Origin of the sequence: Thalassoglobus sp. (genome assembly GCF_048270125.1) — a bacterium.
GTDB lineage: Bacteria > Planctomycetota > Planctomycetia > Planctomycetales > Planctomycetaceae > Thalassoglobus.
The window spans coordinates 514,235-535,260 of the sequence record NZ_JBLWTN010000001.1; the positions used below are offsets into that span (position 1 = coordinate 514,235).

Sequence of the window (21,026 nt, forward strand, 5' to 3'; positions counted from 1 at the left end):
AGCATTTTTCGAATTGATGTTCGCGTCCTGCCTCGTGGCGAACCGCTGTTTCGCTGGTGAAACGCGTTCTTCACGGGCACATGGTCGAGCAAGCTGCTCTAGTCTTGTATGTATAGTCAGGCTTGTCGCAATCCTCACTCTTTCTTCTCGTAATGCAGCAACATTCGTGTTGATTCTCCAACAAAACCCGAGTCTTTGCACCGGGGTTTCGAATCCGTCACCGTCACTACGAATCAATCTCATTCTTCGTTTGGGTTCTCTGTCTCATTTGCTCCAGGATCTTCTGATTTGAGTTCTGTATCTTTCTTTCGAGTGCGGCTGCGGTTCCGTTTACCGAGTCCCTCTTTCCAGTTCAAGACCTGTTTTTGAAAATCGGTTCGGGAGATCGGAACGCTTGGAACATCCAGATCGGCTTCAGCGGCTGGTCGACCTCCTTCATCAGGTTGCGAAGCTTCAGTCACTTCACGTTCCAATGCACGTAGCCAATCGGGAAGATCGACACCCGATCCCCACGAATCATCGAGATAATCGTCGACTTCTTCCGAGAGCATTTCGAACGATTCGGAGTTGATGTGTTGTGTCTTCGAATCCTGAACGGCTTTTTCGACAAGCGAGAGCATTCGATTGACAGCCAACGGCTTCACGAAACGCTCACGGAGATGATCAGTAATTGTCGGCATTCTCATCCCGTAGCGTTTCTGTAAACGCCGCAAATCTCGCAAATGCTGATCTGCCAAGTCCGAAGTTTGCATTTCAAACGTCGATTCCCAAATGTCGGCCGCGTCGAGTAAGGAATTACGAACGAGAACTTCATGAACCAGAGTCAAGGGGGTGAGATTCCATGCATCGCGGTCGTAGCTGGCTTCGAGGCGGAGGAATTCAAACAGACAGTAAATCATCTCGCCATAATCGGACTGAGTGGTGGTCGTGTTGTATTCCAGGAAACGATCGAAACGATCCACAACAATTGAGTAGACTTGTTCGAGTGCCCACTCGGCGTCGGATCTTTCAAACTTTCCGCTGTCGAGGTCACCGAGCAATTTGATCGGGTGAATCGGATCTTGCTCTTCTTCAAGGTAGTCGAGGAACCAATCGACTCCGTGATGCAAAATCGATCGAACGTTGCCCAATGTCAATTGACTGGCGTGGAATAAATCTCCTCCGTAATTTTGAATGAATTGCGTCAGTTCCTCCCATTCGGAGTCCTTTCGCATCCCATCGACTGCGGAGATACGCATCGTCCGACTGTGCTCGGACCAAAGCCATTGATATGGGTCAAGAACCTTACTCAGAGCATCGATGAGATCTTCCGTATCGATCTCGGTTTTGGACCAACTGCGAACACTTTTCACAAGTGAATCAAGTGAACTCTTGAGCGCAATCGAGAACAGTCGATCAAACTCTGTAATTGCCTGACCTTTAGGACGCCATTTGCGTTCCATTCGAAACGCGGTATAGAGCAGATGCCAAGTCTCGCGCAGCATCCCCATTTGTGGGAGTTCGCGAAGCAGGAATCGAATCACCGACTGCAGCGCCTGAGTTCGCAATATCTGTCCCGGCTCTCCTCCATTTTCGAAGGGAACATACAATAACGGATTACGAGAAAGCCGCGACAGAAGTCCCGGAAGCAACTCGCGCACACCTTCAATATCACGCTGTACGACCGACCGATAGATTTTCGCCAATCGTCGATCTTGTTCGCTTCCACGCGGGATCGTGACATCGTCAGGAATGATCCCGTTCAGAAGTCGCTCTGAATTTTGCAGACAGATTAGTGTACTGATGATTTGGTGCAGAAGATAAAACTTAACCTGCAACTGAACATCATATTCCACATTCCCATCGTGGTCACCAAATGGCTCGGAGAGTTCACGATCCCAGACATTCTCCATCAGTTCCGCTAAATCGATCTGCCAGCGTTGAGACTGACGATGCCAACCGACGATAGCGTCTACCATTTGTGCATCGAGAACCTGTTCCCCTTGATTCTTAAACATCTCTCCGGCAAAGGAAGCAGCTGCCATTTGCCAAAGCTGACCAACAGCATTCAGAAACTTGAGCCGTGGCTCAAGCTCACGATTGAGAGATTCGAATTCACCGTTCTGAAATCCTGTGTTTCCTTCAACGGTGTCGCCCCAATTTCCATCCTCGGCGCTATCGCGAAAGACCATTTCATCGTACGCGGCACTGAAAATGTCATCTTCGCCTTCTTCCTCTTCGAGATCATTCTCTTCATCGAACTCGCCACCGAAGAGAAGATCGGTTGGTGGAAGGCTATCGCTTTCATCGAATCCATTTCCGAGAACCGGCACGGCCCACCAGTCTTCGGCATTCGCTTCGAGGAATGCAAACATGCGACGAATAGCTGTGGCTTGCTGTTCGAATGTGCTCTCGTCGGAACGCTGACTTGTGGCAAGCTTCATCCAACGAATCAGCAACGAGAAGACTGAATGCTGAGGGCATTCAAATCCGACCTCATCCAACTGACTCAACCATTGCATCAGCAGTCCCATCGAAGCGACTTTGTCTTCTTTACTGAGCAGTGCATCGACAACGAGGGCATATGACTGCGCAGACTGAAATTTCTCGACGCGATCTCGCCAAAATGAAATATCACCGGAAGCTTCGCCCGCTTTCCTCCACTCACTCATAATCTCCGAGACATGCGTCGCAGATTCCCAACTCTCGTGACCATCCACATCAGGAAGATCTTCGATGACATCACTTCCAAACCGGTCCCACCAATCTGCGAAACCCTGATAGATGACACTCACTTCTTCACGAAGCTGATCGAGACCTTTCGCCCCGGTCTCACTTAATGTTCTTGAAAAGGCATTGAACGACGATTCCATTAAGCCGAGCAACGTCTCGATACGTGTATCAGGAATGGCATCTTCACGAGCAGAGAACAGTGGATACTGCCCCTGAAAACCAAGGATGTTCCACGGGTCGACCAAAGCTCCGCATTCGATCCCGCGAGTGACAAGCCTGGGAAGCTCCCGGAGAATTGCAACAGCCGGCTCAACTTCATTGTCGTCCAGCGACTGATGAATTGAAGCAACCGAACATTCGATTTCAGATTCGATACGAATTGAACAGGCCGGAATAGCATTGGCCTGTGTCCGGCTGGCCTCAGCGTAACCCATCGCAGCGTAAAGGTGAGCCAGTTCCCGGTGCTGCACCTGCCGTGCTCCGTACCCTGCGAGTTGCATATTGAGGAACTGTCGAATGTGGCCGAATGGCTGTTGCGTTTTCTGAGCTTCGTCGTGCAATCGTTTCGCTCTCGCACCGGTCGCGTTCGACATAATTCGCGCATAGAATTCATCCCGACGACGAGCCACAATCGGCAGCAGCGTCGTTAATGAAATCGTCGAGTCGTGCGTTCCCGGTCCTGCACCACTGATCGAAGAGGCCATAATCATCGTGCCACACAAAGCGGCAGCCGCATCAAACAACCGCTCTTTTCTGGCAGTCTTGCTATGTTTCCCGTTCACCCATTCCAGCAGCGAATCGAGAACAATCTGCCGAATAACAAAACGGCGATAGTTCCCTTTGGAATCGATCCGATGTGGATCCCATTCCCCAAACATATAGTTTGTGCGTTTAAAGGCAGGATTGACGTGATCATAAGCCCGCAGATCACAAGAAAGTTCTTCAAGCTGATCCAAAGAGAAATATGCTTCTTCCAGCAGATCCTGTGGAGCATCTTTCAGAAACTGAATGGAATGAGAGATCAGCTCTTCATACCGTCCCTGGGCGACACCTGCTTCTGGATAATATAGCGGCAAAGGACGATGACGTTCGTGAGCGTAGATCTCCATCTTGCGACCGTTTTCCAGCACAGCGATCGGGCGGTAGCCGACAAAGTCATTCAGCGTCGCCAAAGAGAACTCAACAATTCGATCCGTCTCATTCCATGGACCGCCCTGAGCCAGAACCGATTCGAAAATTTTCCCCAGAAAGAATGGATTCTCCAGCTCTTCGGCTTCAACGTGAAAAAGCAAATCGCGGTGATACTCCAGGTAGGCCGGGAAAACACCATCGACCCCAAGGGTGATGACGCTCTCAGCCTGAGTTGTATCGGAAAAGGCACTTTCGACTTCTGGAATCTCTTTCAGGTTGCTGAGCAGGGCATCCTTCAATTGTTCAACGTAGCTCTTCTGATTCGAAAGCTGACTCCAAATCGAGTTTAAGCTTTTCAGAAAAGAGGGATCAGAGGTTCCACTACTAAAATTGAGATACCCCAACGCTTCTCGCATCCCGTCCGAAGAGAGATCGAGAGCCGGGATATTTTTCGTGGACTTGTTTTTCTTCCGTTCTGCCATGGGGTATTCCTCAATCAGCGAAGGATCGAGGTCGCTTTATCTTCGCAGGGAGTTCAGGGAATCGAACAACCTGTCTTATTTGTTGGTGATAGTATCCGCAGTAGAGATGGTGATCTTAAACAAAATCGAGACAGCAAGACAGGGGCAGGCGACCTCCCCCTGAAAGCTGTCTCGTTCTGCACGATCACTTAGAAAAAAGAGGCTTCCGCGTGACGTACAACTGATCTATTCTGACGGAGAATCATGCTCCGTGTAAGTGCCAATCCTGAACGAACCGCAACGAATTTCACTTTATCATCACTTTCACGAAGATCGTTGCGTATTCTGACGGAGAAACTGTATTCTCTTTCGGATTCGACTCGTAGATTAGCAGTTCCGCTGAATCGGTCGAGGGTCTCCAGTCTTCATCAGCGACCTCTGAAATGAGAAGCTGCTGACACTGATCATAGACAGAAATGCAGGATTCAAAATGATCTCTCTTCGTTACGCTGCCATCTTGATGTTCTTTTCATTATTGGCACAGCCGGTTCTCGCTCAAAATAAAAAAGATGTCCTCTCCTCGGTCGAGGCTTTAGAACCGACCGCATGGGAGAATGCACAGCAAATCTGGGAGTGGGCAGAACCTGGTTACAAGGAAGAGAAATCGTCGAAGTTGCTTGCCGACTGGCTCGAAGCTGAGGGGTTCACAATTCAGCACGGAGTTGGAGAAATCCCCACAGCTTTCACCGCGACGATCGGTGAAGGAAAACCTGTTATTGCTATTCTTGGTGAATATGATGCTCTTCCGGGACTGGCACAAAACGCTGTCCCATATCAGGATCAACCCAACGAAAAATACTACGGACACGGCTGCGGACATCACCTGTTTGGTGTCGCCTCTGCATCAGCCGCGATCTCTTTGGCGAAGCAAATTCAGGCAGGTCACATCAAAGGAACGCTCCGTTATTATGGATGCCCGGCGGAAGAAGGTGGAAGCGCGAAAGTGTTTCTCGTCCGAGCTGGACTGTTCGATGATGTCGACCTTGCCTTGCATTGGCACCCGAGTAGCCGAAACGCAGCTGGCGACCGATCATCACTCGCCCGAATCGCCGTCAAATTCCGGTTCCATGGAACGAGTTCTCATGCAGCCGCTGCTCCTGACCAAGGCCGCTCGGCACTTGATGCCGTTGAGCTCACAAACTTCGGCACTCAGCTGCTACGAGAACATGTTCCTGACGGAACTCGCATCCACTATGTCATTACCTCTGGCGGAGACGCTCCAAACATTGTGCCAAACTTCGCGGAAGTCTATTACTATGTTCGGCACCCGAGTTCAGATGTCGTACGGGACATCTACGAACGTGTCGTGAAGTGTGCCGAAGCAGGAGCACTGGCCACAGAAACACGGCTCGAAATTCGCAACGAAGGTGGCATCGTCGAGATCATGCCGAATAACGCTCTTTCCGAAGTGACACGAAGAAACCTCAAGGAATTAAACAACCTGAAGTACACCGATGAAGACATCAAGTTCGCAATCAAACTTCAGGAGACCATGTCTGCCCCGAGATCATTGGATTCAATTCAAATCGTAGTCAATACACGTGGTGAAACGGGACAAGGGTCGACAGATGTGGGTGACGTTTCCTGGGTTGTTCCGACAACCGGATTTAACGCAGCCTGTTGGGTCCCGGGGACTCCCGGTCACTCCTGGCAAGCTGTTGCCTGTGGCAACACTCCAATTGCCAAGTATGGAATGACGCTCGCCGCCCGAACTCTGGCAGCGACGGCTTACGACCTCTTTCACTCTCCCGAGATCGTGCAACAAGCTAATGAGGAACTGCAAAGACGCCTCGGAGAGCGAAAATACAAACCTCTCGTCGCCCCTGATCAACTCCCTCCACTCAACTACCGAGACCGCACCAGTTCGCCAAAATGATCTCACCGATGAGATACTTCTCAATGAGAGTTGGCAGATGCGTACTGCGAAGCAGAAACTCTACTCTGGTTCTTTACTGAACGGTCTTGACTGAACCGACTTGAGTCTGCAGTCCACACGCGCCACTGCTGAACTGATACCAGTAAAGTAGAACGTTGCCTGACAGAAAATACGCTGCCACTACGGATTTACCCAACCTGATTTGGCAGGTTAGGTAACAGTCTGCAGGCAAGTCAACGAGCTAATGACTTGCCTGCTGTGAGGTGTCATTCCTGTACCGATAAGTGGCTCAAAGCAGTTTGCTTGACCGTGTGCCCGTGAAGACCGCGTTTCATCAATAAAACTGCTGCTCGCCCCGAGACAGAACCTGTACACCAATTCGAAAGATGCTCTATTCTTTCTCGAAGTATTTCTTCACGAGGTGTTCAGGAGGTTTCGGGGTAATCGGAGTAATCACAAGCACTGCAATGAGAGACGTCGCCAGTGCAACGACTACTGGTGAAAATCCGAAGAGGTTGACCGGATCAGTAAACTCACCACCTCGCCACCAGCTGAGAACGTGCATGAACAGGTGTGTCGCGAAACCAACCAGCATACTTCCCAGGCAACCAGCAGTATTCGATCGCTTCCAGAATAGTAGAGCTACGACCGGGAACAGGAAACAGGCCGCCAACCCTGAACCGACGTAGACGATGATGTCCTGTAAATATGCAGGAGGATTGATGGCGCAGACAAGGGCAATCGTTCCGATCACAAGCGTAGTCAGATAGCAGAGACGCTTGATGGTTGTCTCGCTCGCATTGGGGCTGATATTTCGTTGATAGACATCTCGAACAAGTGCAGATGAAATCACAAGCAGAAAACTATCGACAGTCGACATCACTGCAGCAAACGGAGCTGCGATAAGGAGTCCTGCCAACCAGCCATAACCCGCATTCTCTGTAAGAGTGACCGCCATTGCAGGCATAATTCGGTCCGCTTCATTCTCCATCCCGGGCAGAAGAATTCGTGAATAACAGAAGATGACAACCAACGGAAAGTAGATGAGTCCGTAATAAATCGTCACGGTAATAATCGCTCGACGAAGCGTTTTCGAATCTTTGAACGCCATCAACCGAACCATGTACTGCGGCTGTCCGGTTCCTGAAATCGCCCACATGAAGAAGAAGGAAATCGCCATACCAAGTGGGAGGAATCCGGCGGCGGCAGCAACTTCTGCATCGGTGGGACCATCATCCTGCTCAGATTTCGGTGGCATTGGAGCAGGACCGGATACATAGTGACCAGTCCGATCGGCCCCATATTGATAGTCTTGAAACTCTCCGAACGTACAGATGATACCGAGTCCAGATTCTGTTGCTCCCAAAACGGAATTTCCCTCAACAGCTGTTTGTCGGATATTCGCCTCTGATGGGCCAATTTGATGCCACGCACTCTCTGGCAAGTCGGAGAAAAATTTCTCCCACAACCTTTCGATCTCTTCGGGAGTCCGAATTTCCACGACGGGAATGTCGTCAATAATTCTCTCTCCAGCTGGAATGGCAATCGATCCGCTGAGCCGATAAACCTGCCGAATGTCGTCTGTATTGGTTTGCGCGATCCAGATGTTCGTGAGCGCTCTCGATGAATCAGTGGCAGCAGCCAATTCGATTGAAGCAGTTCCGATTCGTGGCGGAACCATCCTCGCCATTTGCTCGGTTCCCGACCTGAGTCCACCAACTTGTGAGAGAGTTAACGGCAGCATGATGGCAACGCCAGCGATCATGACGACCCCTTGCATGACATCCGTCCAAACAACTGCATGGAACCCGCCGTACGTGGTATACACGATGACGAGAACACCGAAGAGAACCAGGCAAGTAAAATATCCGGGATCGACCTCCGAGAAGAAATCCATCCCACTCACCGAACTCCCCACGAATCCGCTCAAGCCCTTAAAAGCGTCGACATCCTGAATCAGCGTTTGCAGAATCACACTTCCAGCTTTGAACTGTGCAATGAGATTGAACGAGAGAAAAAAGACGATCAAGAGCGTTGCAACCAAACCGAAGCTGCGGCTGTCAAAACGATCTCGTAAAACGTCCGGAATCGTAATCGCTCCACTTTTCCGAGCGACCTGGTTCACACGTTTCCCTAACAGTCCCATCGTGCATAACGGATAGACCATGTAACTGGCGATCCAGAGTGCCAGAATCCAACCATGAGTGTAAATTTTGGCAGGAAACCCAGTGAAGCTTCCCCCCGAAGCACTCGTTGCAGCAAATGTTAAAGCGAATGCCCAAACTCCCAACCCGCGACTTCCCAGAAAATATTCACTTAGAAAACTTCGCCCTTTGAGAAGATTATTTGCAAAGCCGGCAATGACAAAAACAAGAAGCGTATAAACCACAAACGTCCAGATCGCAGCATCGGAAGCGTTGACGGCGAGGATCTGAAAATTGGATATCGAAGACATTGAGTATTTCCCGAAAGGCAGGGCGGGGTGGAGAGAAGAATTTAAAAATAAGAACAAGAGTTCAGGAATCATTGTTGTTCGCAGCGATTCCAATTGCTTATTCAGATTTTGTCAGGGCGAATCAGATGATGTGAATTATTCATCGAGCGGAAGTTCGTCGTCGGCTTGACCGAGATCATCATCCTTGATGAAGAAGAGACAGATCAAAATCGACAACAGACCAGAGACGCACCAGGGGAATGCAACGCCCCAAAAGATCCAGGAAGGGATCCCCATCGTCAGCGTCAACTCCCAGTTCTCGTTAGTCGTCTGGTATCCGGTGAAGTAGCAGTAAGGTACTGTCCAGGCAAAGCTGAGCCCCCAAACAATCAAAATTAGATAGGCTTCATTTTTTGAATGGACGTAGACAGGATCGGCGTTCGAAGAACTCATCGCAGGTAATTTCCATCAGTCGGCATTGATTAGATTTTCATGTGGTATCCGACTGACTCATTTGAATCAACCGTGATCCAAAAAAACGATGAACATCGTGAGCAGACTGCAGGGCCGTCCCCCCTTAAAATAAGAGATTCCCGAAAGTTCCGAACTCTCGGGAATCTCTATTCAGCAATATTTTATCCTGGCAACCTGGCAGTACGTACCAGTCGGCGAATGTGCCTGCTCCCGCTATGCAGGTCCCATCCCCTGCATACGACGCCATGCACTCAATTGTCCGAGATGCACCATAACATGCCCACCGACATAAAAGGCGTGCATCGATCCGATCGATGGGAAGAGTTCCTTAAGGCGCCCCTCAGCGGGGTTGTCTTGGAGGAAAATTTCATCGTCCGCAGCTCGCAGTTTCTCTAAAGCAGCTCCGTAGCCCTTGAAGAAATATTCTTTGATCTCTTCCATCGGAGGATAAAGCGTTCCGTCGACGTCATCCTGACAACTGACTTTGTCGCTGAAGAGTTCCTCGTAGTTCTCTGGCGTTGTTGCATCGGCCGGGTCCTGTCCGAGTTCTCTCAGAATTCGAATCGGGTACAAACTGAGATGACCGAGAATAAATGCCGGATGGTTGGAGTTAACAGTCTCCCCGCCAACAGTTGCAAAGCGACCGAACGATTCAGCCGGGATGTCTTTCAAAAGTCTTTCGGCATATCCCAAACTGAGTTGAAGCGAATCAGCGATACAGTTTCCAGTTGAACGAGCCATTGAATGATTCCTTATTGTAAAAGGGATGAGAGAATACCAATAACGACGAGCATCTTGTTCCAAAGTCCCGCACGTCTACCACATGCATGACTACTCGTCGTGGTGAAAAACTTCTTCTTGTCCTCGAACCACGATATTGTTCATCGCTGCCCAGGAATTCAAATCCTGTTTTTGAATTGCATTCGCCATCAGATCCGGGAAAAGATCTGGAGTACACGCAAACGCTGGGACACCGAGTTCTGCGAAATTCGCAGCTAACTGATCGTTATACATTGGAGCCCCATCATCGCTTAGAGACAACAGACATACAACAGTCACACCTGAAGCGACAAGCCGTGCAACTCGCCCAAGTAACCCATAAACATCCCCCCCTTCATAGAGGTCAGTGATGAGTACCATAATCGTCTGGTCGGGGCGTTCAACAAGCTGCTGGCAATATCCAATCGCCCGATTGATATCCGTCCCACCCCCGAGTTGAGCGCCGAACAGAACATCGACTGGATCTTCGAGCAACTCCGTCAAGTCAGCAATTTCGGTATCGAAGACAACAAGCTTCGTGCTGACTGCTCTCATAGAAGCCAATACAGCAGCAAAGATGCTGGAGTAGACTACTGAAGTCGCCATCGATCCACTTTGATCGACGCAAAGAATGATGTCTCTCAGAGAAGATTGTTTACGACCGTACCCAACCAACCGCTCTGGAATGATCGCTTTTTGTTCGGGGAGATAGTTTCGTAAGTTTTTTCGAATTGTGCGGTCCCAGTCGATCTCTTTCGAACGTGGACGTTGCGAGCGAGTCACTTTGCTCAACGCTCCGCGAACCGCCTCAAGTAATGGATTGCGGAGCTTGCGTTCGATTTCATCGACGACTTTTCGAACCACCTTGCGGGCGGTCTCTTTTGTTTTCTGTGGGATGATCCCTTTCAGTGAAACCAACGTCCCCACGAGATGAACATCCGCTTCGATATGCTCCAGGGTTTCCGGCTCCAGCAGCATCTTATGAAGTTTCAACCGTTCGAGAGCATCCTTTTGCATCATACGTACGTTTGAAGAACTGAAGTACGTTCGAATATCTCCCAGCCATCGATTGACCTTGGGCGACGTTTTCCCCAGTCCTGATTTCCGGTCAGAGTCGTACAATGCCTGCAAGACTTTGTCCATTTGCAGTTCGTCACCTTCCAACTGAACATCCAGACCTTCTATCCCTCCCGGCACACTCTGACCGGGATCAGACTCGGACTCCGCCCCGAGCACTAAGCGCCAGCGCTTAAGCCGTTCATGTTCTTCAGAGGATCGTTGCGGCTGACTCATTTCAAATTTCCCCCCATGATCTCTGTGAGAACTGGAAGCACTTTGGCAGCTCGTTCATGGTTGATCTCGCCCCCATTTTCGTTTTCACCAGAGTCGACGATCGACGATTGCCGATCAGTGAGGAATTTCACTTTCTCACCCATTTGGCGTCGTTCCGCAGAACTGAAATCGCTAAACGCCCGACGCAACACGGGAAGCATTTCAACAAAGATTTCAGGTTTGAGCCGGCGAAGCCATTCGTCGAAAATCGACCAAAGTGTTTCCTGATGAACGAGAAGCAGTCCGCTTCCTTTGAGAAGGCCGGTTAACCACGCTGCTGCCACCGAGGTCTCCGTTACTGGCGAAAGTTCGAGCCTTGTCAGCCGGTCAAATTCTTCCTTTTCAATTTCATCTTTTTCCAGAAGCAGTCGACACGCCCAGCCACGCAACAATCCATTCACTTTGCTGGGAAGCAATTTTCGCAACTGAATGTTCCAGTCAGACTGCAATGTTTCGTCACCGAGCAAATCAATCGCTTGCTGAGCCTTCAACAGGCTTTCGAGCATTGTCTCTGCTGCTGAATCGTCAAGTGCCAGGCAAGCCGAAACCAGCCCAACTAGGATCCGATCAAACATCCCGTCGAGAATTGGTAAGACATTCGCTGCTTCTGTTTTGCGGACGTCGCTGTAACGAGCGATTCTGGCTAGTGGAAGTACAGCATCCATGAGATGACGAACATCTGCCGAAACCGACGCCTGAACACCGATGATGTCGAGAAGCTCAGGAATCGCGGATTGCAAGTTGGCCAGTATGGCAGCATAAAGAAGCTCAGTCAGTTCTTGAATGTTCTGAGCATCGCGTCCACGCTGCACTGTGCGGTGGGTCGCAGCCAGTTCAACAGTATTCCCCCAGACATTCGCTTCGATTATGGACACAGCAAATTCAGGTTGCCATTCGAGTTGCCAGATTTCATGGAACGTCGAGTCGCCGCCGCCCGATTCTTCCCAGACTCCCCACGAAACCTCCAACATGTTGAGTCGGTGGAGCAGGTGGCTTCGCTCTCGACTGATCTCCTTGCGCAGATCGAGATCCAGAAGTTTCTTCTCCGTCGAAGGCCTCATTCGCAGCGTTTTTTGCAGTTTCGCAAGGTTCTCTGCGAGTGGAACAGAAGGTGTTTCATCGGGGACTGATCCTAGCTTGTCGCCGATTTCCAATTTTTTCCGAATCAGCCTGAGCGGGCTGTCGTCACCTTGGCAGAAAACAGTCAGGATCGCTTCATTCAATTCCCTTAACCCCGGCGATCTTAAATCGCGAAGGGCAGCGAGAGTTTCGGCAAGCCGCGATGCTTCAATCACGCTTGCAGAGGAGGCGTCGAGATCCTTTTCACGCAACAGTCGGGCAGCACTTGTCAGCCATCGAAGAGGAGCATCTTGTGGAGACTCCCAGATGTGCGAGTACCATCCGGGCGAATCGACTCCCGCTCCGTAGCCGCTGCGGTAGCTCAAGCGAGAATGTGTCCACGGAATCCAGGTGGCCGTCGTCTTCAGCTTCGGCAAACCTTTCAGCCGGGCTGTATCATCTTTGATTTTGCAACCGTCAATCTTCCCATTGAGGGCTTCTTCTGTAAGCACCGGTCCATGCCAGGCACCGCAAACAATCGCAACATGCCCGACAGTTTCTTTGCGGATTTTTCGAATTGTCTTGCGCATGAACGCTTCGCGAAGCAAGTCACTTTCGCGAGTTTCCGGGTACTCCTCGCGTATCGTTTGCATCGCTTCGAGAATGGCCTCAAAGAGCCCGGTCGCATCATCGCGACGTTCGATCTGCTCTTCCCACCAGAGTTCATGATCCGCATAGCCAGCTGCCTCTGCCAGTAAAGCAATTGGATCAGCGCGAAACTCGGAGACCTTCTCCTCAACTGGTTCGGGAGATTCAGCAGCCTTCTTTTCGTTCTGTTGATCATGCTGCTTATCGAGCGCCAGGCGATGCGACATCGGTAAGTCCATCAACCGGACCGGAACCTGATTCTCCCCAGCCCACTTCAAAACCTGCCATTCCGGAGAGAAATCGGTCAACGGGAAACTGACAGACCGTCGAGGTTCATCTTTCGGATAGATCAACATCGAAACGGGAGGGATCATCTCATCATGATTGACCAGCGGAAGTGCGATTTCCGCATCGGCAGGCCCCTCAAGTGCCACCACATCTGGTTTCAATTCATCAAGCGCAGCACGAACACTCCGAGCGCATCCCGGCCCATGATGTCGAATTCCAAATACCGTGCTCTGACTCACGATGTGCACTTTCAATAATCAATCGGGAACGAAGTCGATCAGATGCCATAAGAAACTCTATCAGCCCCCCTCTCATCGAGCTGAATCACGGGTGGGCAAGGACTTATTTGGGCATTGTTACATCTGGAGCATACCCGACATTGGTCTTAATGCTCTGCCTCGGGATGTGCAGTCTATGATGTCATAAAAGTGACCTTCACCGGTACGTCAAGCAATGAAGACACTTGAGAACTGATCTGAAAACTCGATTTTCTCTCTCAAACACGGAGAAAAGCGACCATTCCCAAAGTGTTCGGACTTGCTCTCTTATGTGTTACCCCGAGAAGTCGCGACTGGCTCGGTACAGGTCTTTCCAGTCGTCACGTTCTTTGACGACTGTTTGCAGATACTCTTGCCAGACAAGTTGATCTTGAACCGGATCTTTGACAATCGCTCCGGTGAGTCCCGAAATCATGTCGCCCGCCTTCATTTCTCCATCACCATAATAAGCCGACATGGCCATTCCGTTGGAGACCACAGAGATCGCTTCAGCCGTGGAAAGGGTCGCGCTGGGGCTTTTCAGTTTCGTCTTCCCATCTTCTGTCACTCCATTCCGCAGCTCGCGGAAGATCGTCACCACTCGTCGAATCTCTTCCAGTGCAGGCTTCTCAGCTGGAAGCTCCAGGGCTCGTCCAAGTTGGTCGGCTCGACTTTGAACTATTTGGATCTCATCATCGAACGAGTCGGGAACTGGCAAAACCACGGTGTTGAAGCGACGCATCAAGGCGCTCGATAGCTCGTTGACCCCTTTGTCTCGATTGTTCGCCGTAGCGATCACATTGAAACCTTTGACCGCTTGAATTTCACTGTTGAGTTCGGGAACTGGTAATGATTTCTCCGAAAGGATCGTAATGAGCGCGTCCTGCACTTCGCTGGGGATGCGAGTCATTTCTTCGATGCGGGCGATGCGGCCGGTTCGCATGGCGTCAATCATCGGACTTTCGACCAGGGCTGCTGGCGATGGTCCTTCCGCAAGCAGGCGCGCGTAGTTCCATCCGTATCGTAACGCCGATTCATCAGTCCCGGCTGTCCCTTGAACAAGAAGCGTCGACGACCCACAAATCGCAGCGGCGAGGTGTTCGCTCACCCAGCTTTTTGCAGTCCCCGGAATCCCATACAGCAACAGTGCTCGATCAGTCGCTAAAGTCGCAATTGCGATTTCAATCAACCGTTCTTTGCCGATGTATTTCGCAGTGATCTCTGTCCCGTCTTCCAGAGTCCCTCCCAGCAAATATAACTTCACTGCCCACGGGGAGAGCTTCCAGTTCGGCGGCTTCTGACGTTCATCAACTTTCGATAATGCCTCAAGCTCGTGAGCAAACTGCTGCTCGGCATGTAAGCGAAGATGATTTTCCGTGGAGGCTGATTTCGAAAGAGTCATTTTCAATAGATCATTGAGTGAGAACAAATTGTTGAGATGAGCTCATTGGGCTGAGTTGGGCTGAGAATGTGCAAAAGTGTTACGAGACCGGCCACAAACTTCTACTCACTCTTGAATTGTCCTGAAATAGATCCTTGCAAGTGAAGCTAGAAAGGCCCCACTCGAATAGAAAATTCATCTCACGCAGACTTGTCTTCAGACCAACAACTGCGAATTCAGTTTCCCACTCTTCAAGCATCTAAAAATGAGCAAATATAGTCAGTCACTTCGTGGACTGTCACTTTGAATTTCGATTTCCCCGGAACATTGAATTCCTGACCACCTTCGAAACTCAAACTGTCCGATTCCCCCGGAAGGACAACATCAAGCTTTCCAGACAGAATCTCCATGAGCTCAGGTTTCTCTGTACCAAATTGGTAGACACCCGGCAGCATGAGTCCCAGTGTCTTCGTACTGCCATCAGCAAATTTGACGGTGCGACTGGACACGTTGCCATCAAAGTAGATGTTGGCAGCCTTCACGACGTTGACAGATTCAAATTCACTCATGGTTCAGCTTTATATTTAGAACTGGTCCTGAAACGTGAAATTGCTCTCTCAAACGTTGAGGAAAGCGGCTATTCCAGAGGTTTTCGGACTGGTTCCAGGAAAATTGTGTTGATGAAATATTCTGCAGTCTTAAGACGCGAAATTTACCATGCTGTTCACGTCAGCGAAAGCGAGCGCGTTGCATGATTCATCGAACTCAGACATGATGATGCACTGATTCGAAAAGCTCTGTGGTGAAAGTTTTCAGAGCCCTCAAGAGGCCAAGCTCAGAGATCCGGACTCGTTCAAACCTGACGCATCAAACTTCCTGCAAGGATTGACCAACAATGAAGCATTTTGTCTTCGCAACTCTCATATGCTCTCTAGTTTCAACGTCAGTACAGGGAGAAGTTTTCCTCGTTGAAAAGGGAGAGCCGAAAAACGCCTGGGCACAATCAAAAGACTGGAAAACCAAAGGTGGAGCGTTCGAAGGGCAGGGGTTGGACACGCTTCTTGTTTCTGAAAGAAGTCTTAAGCCGGGACCATTTCAGGTTGATGCTCGACTCCGACTCATCGGCCAGGAAAAATCAGCGGCGACATTTCAACTTGGCAACAGCCACTTCGGCTTTGAGGGGGCGGCTGAACAGGTGTTCGTCAATGGGCCAATTTTTGGAGACCTGAAGTTCATTGGAAATCCCGATGATTTTTTTGAGTCCGAAGACTGGTTCGACTTTCAGGTGATCAGCGACGGTAAAAAGATTCGCTTTCTGTTAAATGGAAAAGAAGCAACCTCTGTCGAAGATCCCGGAACTGGATTTGATACGATCGCGTTCCGCCCTTGGCGCAGCACGATGCAAATTGCCAACTGGAAGATCACTGGCAATCTCGGAGAGGTCGAAGAGAAGTCGCCCCGTGGCTATACGATTCCGACTCTCGATCTGGCGGATCAAAAAGATCGACAGGTGATCGTCGACATCGAAAAGGGCCAATATCTGGGACATCCAACGACAGTTTTGCTGGAAGATGGGAAAACGATTCTGTGCGTCTATCCCAAAGGTCACGGGCGAGGAGCGATTCTCTATAAGCGGAGTCTCGATGGTGGGCTGACTTGGAGCGACCGTCTTCCGACTCCGGAGAACTGGGAAACCAGCAAGGAAACGCCAACACTTCACCCTGTAATCGATGCTCAAGGAAACAAAAGACTCATCATGTGGTCAGGATTGTATCCTGCCCGCTTGGCTGTCAGTGAAGATGACGGCAAGAATTGGTCTCCACTTAAAAGCGCCGGAGACTGGGGCGGGATCGTAGTGATGGGAACTGTCATGGAGTTAAAAACTCCCGGCCAGTACATCGCATTCTTTCATGACGATGGAAGATTCATGCAACCAGAACCGAAGCAAACCAAACCACCGACCTTCACTCTCTTCAAAACGTTCTCTAAAGATGGCGGGCTGACATGGTCATTCCCGGAAGCAATTTTCGCCCGCTCGGATGTTCATCTATGCGAACCTGGTGGAGTTCGCTCTCCCGATGGAAAACAAATCGCAGTCTTGCTTCGAGAAAACCGACGACTTCGAAATTCCTATGTCATCTTCAGCAATGACGAAGGCAAAACATGGACCGATCCGAAAGAACTTCCCGCCTCCCTCACTGGAGACCGACACACTGCGAAGTACACTCCCGATGGGCGGTTGTTCATTTCCTTCCGAGACCGAACTCTTGAAAGCCCGACTCCCGGAGACTGGGTTGCCTGGGTTGGCAAGTACGAGGACATCGCAGAAGGGCGGGAAGGGCAATATCGCGTACGATTGATGGACAACAAAAAGGGTGCCGATTGCGCTTACCCCGGTGTCGAAGTCCTCCCCGATGGAACGATCGTCACCACCACTTACGGTCACTGGATTGAAGGTGAACAACCCTTCATTGTCAGCGTCCGACTCAAACTGGAAGAACTCGATCAGATGGCAGAAAAGTAAGAGAAGCCCGGTAATCTTTAAAGCATTGGCAATCCCTGTCGTGCCCGTGAACACGATCTTCACGGGCACACGTTAGAGCAAACTGCTCTAAAAACAGATCCGGAACCTGAAATCGCTTTCTCAATCAATGAGAAATCTCACCAGACACTTTCAAGTGTCCGGTGAGAGAAATACTGTCAGCAAAGCCGCGTCCGTTACATTCCGGAAGCGAGTGCTTCAAGATGCCGACTAAAGTGATCCGCCAAGACTTCGGTATAGGTCTCGGGGTGAGATTCGAGAACGGAACGGACAGCGGGACCAAGTTCAGGGTCGGTCAATGTTGAACCGAACGTGCAGTGTAAAATTTGCCGACCGGGCTCGGTGAAGCCGACACCTTGAGGCACGTCCGCCCAGCACTCAAGATAAACCTGCTCCAGTTTCTTTGCATCCAGGCCGTCACCAGTCGGCACAGCCGCGTTGGTTGCGGAGACATGATAAGTCGCCTTGTCGACATCATAGTGATCGCGACCGAACTGGACGATCCGACGGAACAACGCTTCGTCGTGTCGGGCGACAACTCGTAATGCTTCGAGATAGCTGGTTCCAGCCGTTTTGACATGAAAGCGGCCCTTCGTGGCTCGCGCCAATGCAGCATACATCGAGATTTTGTCTGATCCTGAATGCAAACTTAGTTTATAAGGTCCGAGCAATTCAGAGATCGCCGCGTGATCGTTCAGCGATGCTTCCAAAGCGTCGACGTCTCCTTTGTAATCAACACCTTTCTCCAGCTCACCGATAAAGCGAGGCGCCAGGCTCACCAGCTTCATACCACCTCGAAGACATTGATCAGCGATAATGTAGTGCTCTGCGAGCGTAGTCGGTTGATCAGTCTCATCGACCGAAAGTTCGATTTCGTAATCAAGCCCTTTCGCGTCGTGGACTGACTTGATGTAGTCGCCCATCGAAAGCGTTCGTTGGATCGCCGATCCATACTTGACTGCCGCACGCATACAGGCTTCTTCGCTCAGCTCAATTTTTGCTCCTGACGGAAGATCGACTGTTTTCCCAAGATAGCTGTCGTACCAAGGTGCGGTTTCCCGAGCATTAGAGAACTTCTCGCGCAACGTTCCTTCGTCGTAGTCGTCCGCCTTCTGATCGACATCATCAGAAGGGTCGATTGTAAAGAATGTGAATCCAACGGCAGCAGTGACGTCAACATCTTCTGGTGTTTTCAAGTGATCAGCGTCTGCTCCGGTACGGCCTTCCCAACCGGCAGCCCTGGCTCCGTTGAGAGCATCGTCCATCACTTCTTGAGCGGTCCGCTGCGTCCGCGTCATTTCGCGAATCGACTGCTGAGGAAAGATCGGCTCGATGCCATTCCCGGACCGTTTCATCGCTTCAACATGTCCCGGTGTTGCCAATCCAATTCGATCACCAAAACCAAAACTTGGCGCCAGCCCTAAAGTGCTACATTTTTGCGGTTCGCTCATCATCTCTCTTTCTTAGTGAATTATTCGCTTGCTTAAAAACGCAGGAGACTCTCCGGGAAGCAGATCTCTGGCCTCATCGAAGAGGAGCAACCACGTTGTCTTTTATTTCGTCGTTGAAGGTCCGTAAAGATGTTCACCTCGCCGGGCAGCTTCGATCGCCTCAAAGGTATCCTGCGGAATTCCGGGGTCACCTTGTTCTTTCAGCCATCGAGTGAGCTCATTGAACAGGCGCTTCTTCTGATTCGCATACTCCGGGGAGTTTGCCAGATTGTCCAGTTCATAGGGATCGACAGCGGTTTCATAAAGTTCCTCAGATGGGCGCATCATGTAACGTTTCACCAAACCGTAAGTTCGCGGAGAGGTCGACGAATCCCAAACCCACGATTGCCAATACGGATTGTTGAGTGCTCCTTTCCCATTGATGCCCATCAAGTGTTTCTCGATATACATTTCGCCTGGAGTGAGATTTTGTATGTATCGATATTTCCCGTCGGTGATCGTTCGAATGGGGTAAGCTGGACCTTCAGGGATATTATTATGAACACCGTACGCAAACTGGCGATGCTCGTCGGTAATTCCTTTCAAGACTTTGACAAAGCTGGTCCCGTCAAATTCGGCATCCTCAGGTTTTCCGCCCGCGAGTTCTAACAACGTGGGAGCGATATCCGCGTACTGAATAATGGCATCGGTTCTTTTTCCAGCTGGAACCTTTCCCGGCCAGCGAGCCACCAGTGCAGTATGCAAACCTGTATCCCAGTTTGTCCATTTACAACCGGGGAACTGCGCACCTTGTTCCGAAGTGAACAGAACCAAAGTGTTGTCTGCTTTGCCTGTCCGTTCCAGAGCCGACAGCAAGTCTCCAACTTGTCCGTCCATGTAAGTCACCTCTGCCAGATAACGCCCGAAATCTTCCCGAGTCCGAGGGGTGTCGGCAATGTTGGGAGGAAGTTTAATTTTCTTCGGCGGATACTGCGATGCATCTCCCATCACCCACGGAACGTGCGGTTCAACGAGCGCAACGACAAGGCAAAATGGTTCTGCTGAGTCTCGCGTCATGAATTGTGCAACCTCTCCCAGATCGTGATCCTGAGTTGGATTGCGTACACAGTTCTTGTCGAAACCGGCGACATTCTCAAACGGAAACGCTTGCGATGGTTTGACATGCACCTTCCCTGCGATTCCGACTCGATAGCCCAAAGGCGAAAGATAATGTGGCAGACTCTTTGTCTCAGAACGGCTCGCGGAGTGGTTCCAGGCACAGCCATTTCGCATTGGATACTGACCACTAAAAAGCTCGGCGCGGCACGGCTGACACATCGCCTCACTAAGGTAGGCACGATTAAAAGTCAGTGACTGCGCAGCGAGTCGGTCAATGTTCGGGGTCAATGCATTTTCGCCGCCATACAACGGCAGGTCGTTGTACGTGCAGTCATCTGCCATGATGATCAAGACATTTGGTTTCTCCCGAGCCTGCGAGTGATTCGAACAAACCAGAGAGAGAAGGCTGCAAAGAATCAACAGGAGACGCATCGACTGAATTCCTGAATTCGGGTTCGGGGTGAAACGGAAGCTTGACGCTTAAATGCTCTGACCTGTTATCGTTGGCTGAGATACTCTTCGAGACGTTCCGCTTTGCGAAGCAGGTACGGAATATGTTGGTTGTTCGCCTCGACAAATTGCCCGAGCAGTCGAAGGTGTTCCTTAAATTCTTCAGAGAATTTCGTATTCTCCTGATCCCTCCAAGTCGTGCTGAGAGCATCTAACTGCCCGGCGAGCAGATTCGCTTGATCAGAGAGTGTATTGTTGAACTGCTTCAGCTTTAATGCGAAGGCACGCAACTCTTCAGGATTTGCAATTGCCTGGGCCATAGTCTCCCCTCCGATTCGTCGTCAACTGGAGTGTTCCGCCCTTACAGACTACTCATCACAGACTGTAAAGGAAACAAACTCTCACAGTTTTTGCTACTGTTTGCTTTGCGGAGTTGCAAGCTGCTCGATACGATTGTGAGTCACAACTGAGCACCTCTGCGAGCTCGATGCAACGCGATATTCCCTCGAGGTTAAAGAGGTTCAATTCATTACTGAATCAGTTCGGCTTCGCAATGACGAATTTGCTCTAACGAAACGCGATCAAAAATGCGGAGATTCGTTATCAGTCACTG

General features: G+C 50.4%; 13 protein-coding genes. 2 read left to right on the forward strand and 11 right to left on the reverse strand.

What is annotated here, in order from left to right:
* Positions 1 to 239: 239 nt before the first annotated feature.
* Positions 240 to 4,325: a hypothetical protein gene (locus tag ACN0YR_RS01905; protein ID WP_417847514.1), complete on the reverse strand. Its 4,086-nt coding sequence runs from the start codon at positions 4,323 to 4,325 to the stop codon at positions 240 to 242.
* A 469-nt stretch (positions 4,326 to 4,794) separates the two neighbouring features.
* Here ACN0YR_RS01905 and ACN0YR_RS01910 point away from each other — a divergent pair, with 469 nt between their 5' ends.
* Positions 4,795 to 6,240 carry an amidohydrolase gene (locus ACN0YR_RS01910; protein WP_417847515.1) on the forward strand — a complete coding sequence of 482 codons (1,446 nt, stop codon included), beginning with the start codon at positions 4,795 to 4,797 and terminating at the stop codon, positions 6,238 to 6,240.
* A gap of 391 nt (positions 6,241 to 6,631) precedes the next feature.
* Here the strand turns inward: ACN0YR_RS01910 and ACN0YR_RS01915 are convergent, their stop codons facing one another.
* From ACN0YR_RS01915 to ACN0YR_RS01945, 7 genes are all read right to left on the reverse strand, one after another.
* Positions 6,632 to 8,695: a sodium:solute symporter family transporter gene (locus tag ACN0YR_RS01915; protein WP_417847516.1), complete on the reverse strand. Its 2,064-nt coding sequence runs from the start codon at positions 8,693 to 8,695 to the stop codon at positions 6,632 to 6,634.
* A 135-nt stretch (positions 8,696 to 8,830) separates the two neighbouring features.
* Positions 8,831 to 9,127, reverse strand: coding sequence for a hypothetical protein (locus ACN0YR_RS01920; RefSeq protein ID WP_417847517.1), 297 nt, complete (start codon positions 9,125 to 9,127; stop codon positions 8,831 to 8,833).
* A 234-nt stretch (positions 9,128 to 9,361) separates the two neighbouring features.
* Positions 9,362 to 9,889 carry a DinB family protein gene (locus ACN0YR_RS01925; RefSeq protein WP_417847518.1) on the reverse strand — a complete coding sequence of 176 codons (528 nt, stop codon included), beginning with the start codon at positions 9,887 to 9,889 and terminating at the stop codon, positions 9,362 to 9,364.
* A gap of 90 nt (positions 9,890 to 9,979) precedes the next feature.
* Positions 9,980 to 11,200, reverse strand: a complete 1,221-nt coding sequence (locus ACN0YR_RS01930; RefSeq protein WP_417847519.1) for a VWA domain-containing protein — start codon at positions 11,198 to 11,200, stop codon at positions 9,980 to 9,982.
* Positions 11,197 to 13,473, reverse strand: a complete 2,277-nt coding sequence (locus ACN0YR_RS01935) for a DUF5682 family protein (protein WP_417847520.1) — start codon at positions 13,471 to 13,473, stop codon at positions 11,197 to 11,199. The genes ACN0YR_RS01930 and ACN0YR_RS01935 overlap by 4 nt, the downstream gene beginning before the upstream one ends.
* Before the next feature lie 313 nt (positions 13,474 to 13,786).
* Positions 13,787 to 14,893 carry an AAA family ATPase gene (locus tag ACN0YR_RS01940; protein WP_417847521.1) on the reverse strand — a complete coding sequence of 369 codons (1,107 nt, stop codon included), beginning with the start codon at positions 14,891 to 14,893 and terminating at the stop codon, positions 13,787 to 13,789.
* A gap of 230 nt (positions 14,894 to 15,123) precedes the next feature.
* Positions 15,124 to 15,441 (reverse strand): pyrimidine/purine nucleoside phosphorylase, encoded by a 318-nt coding sequence (locus tag ACN0YR_RS01945; protein WP_417847522.1) that lies wholly within the window; start codon positions 15,439 to 15,441, stop codon positions 15,124 to 15,126.
* 326 nt (positions 15,442 to 15,767) lie between these two features.
* On the opposite strand from ACN0YR_RS01945, the gene ACN0YR_RS01950 reads away from it, so the two are divergent.
* Complete coding sequence (locus tag ACN0YR_RS01950; protein ID WP_417847523.1) at positions 15,768 to 17,396, forward strand: sialidase family protein; 1,629 nt, start codon at positions 15,768 to 15,770, stop codon at positions 17,394 to 17,396.
* 194 nt (positions 17,397 to 17,590) lie between these two features.
* On the opposite strand, the gene ACN0YR_RS01955 is transcribed toward ACN0YR_RS01950, so the two are convergent.
* The 3 genes from ACN0YR_RS01955 to ACN0YR_RS01965 form a co-directional block, all read right to left on the reverse strand.
* On the reverse strand, positions 17,591 to 18,868 hold the full coding sequence (locus ACN0YR_RS01955; RefSeq protein WP_417847524.1) for a tagaturonate epimerase family protein: 1,278 nt from the start codon (positions 18,866 to 18,868) through the stop codon (positions 17,591 to 17,593).
* Between the two features lie 99 nt (positions 18,869 to 18,967).
* On the reverse strand, positions 18,968 to 20,395 hold the full coding sequence (locus ACN0YR_RS01960) for a sulfatase (protein WP_417847525.1): 1,428 nt from the start codon (positions 20,393 to 20,395) through the stop codon (positions 18,968 to 18,970).
* A 65-nt stretch (positions 20,396 to 20,460) separates the two neighbouring features.
* On the reverse strand, positions 20,461 to 20,733 hold the full coding sequence (locus ACN0YR_RS01965) for a WXG100 family type VII secretion target (RefSeq protein ID WP_417847526.1): 273 nt from the start codon (positions 20,731 to 20,733) through the stop codon (positions 20,461 to 20,463).
* Positions 20,734 to 21,026 lie beyond the last annotated feature (293 nt).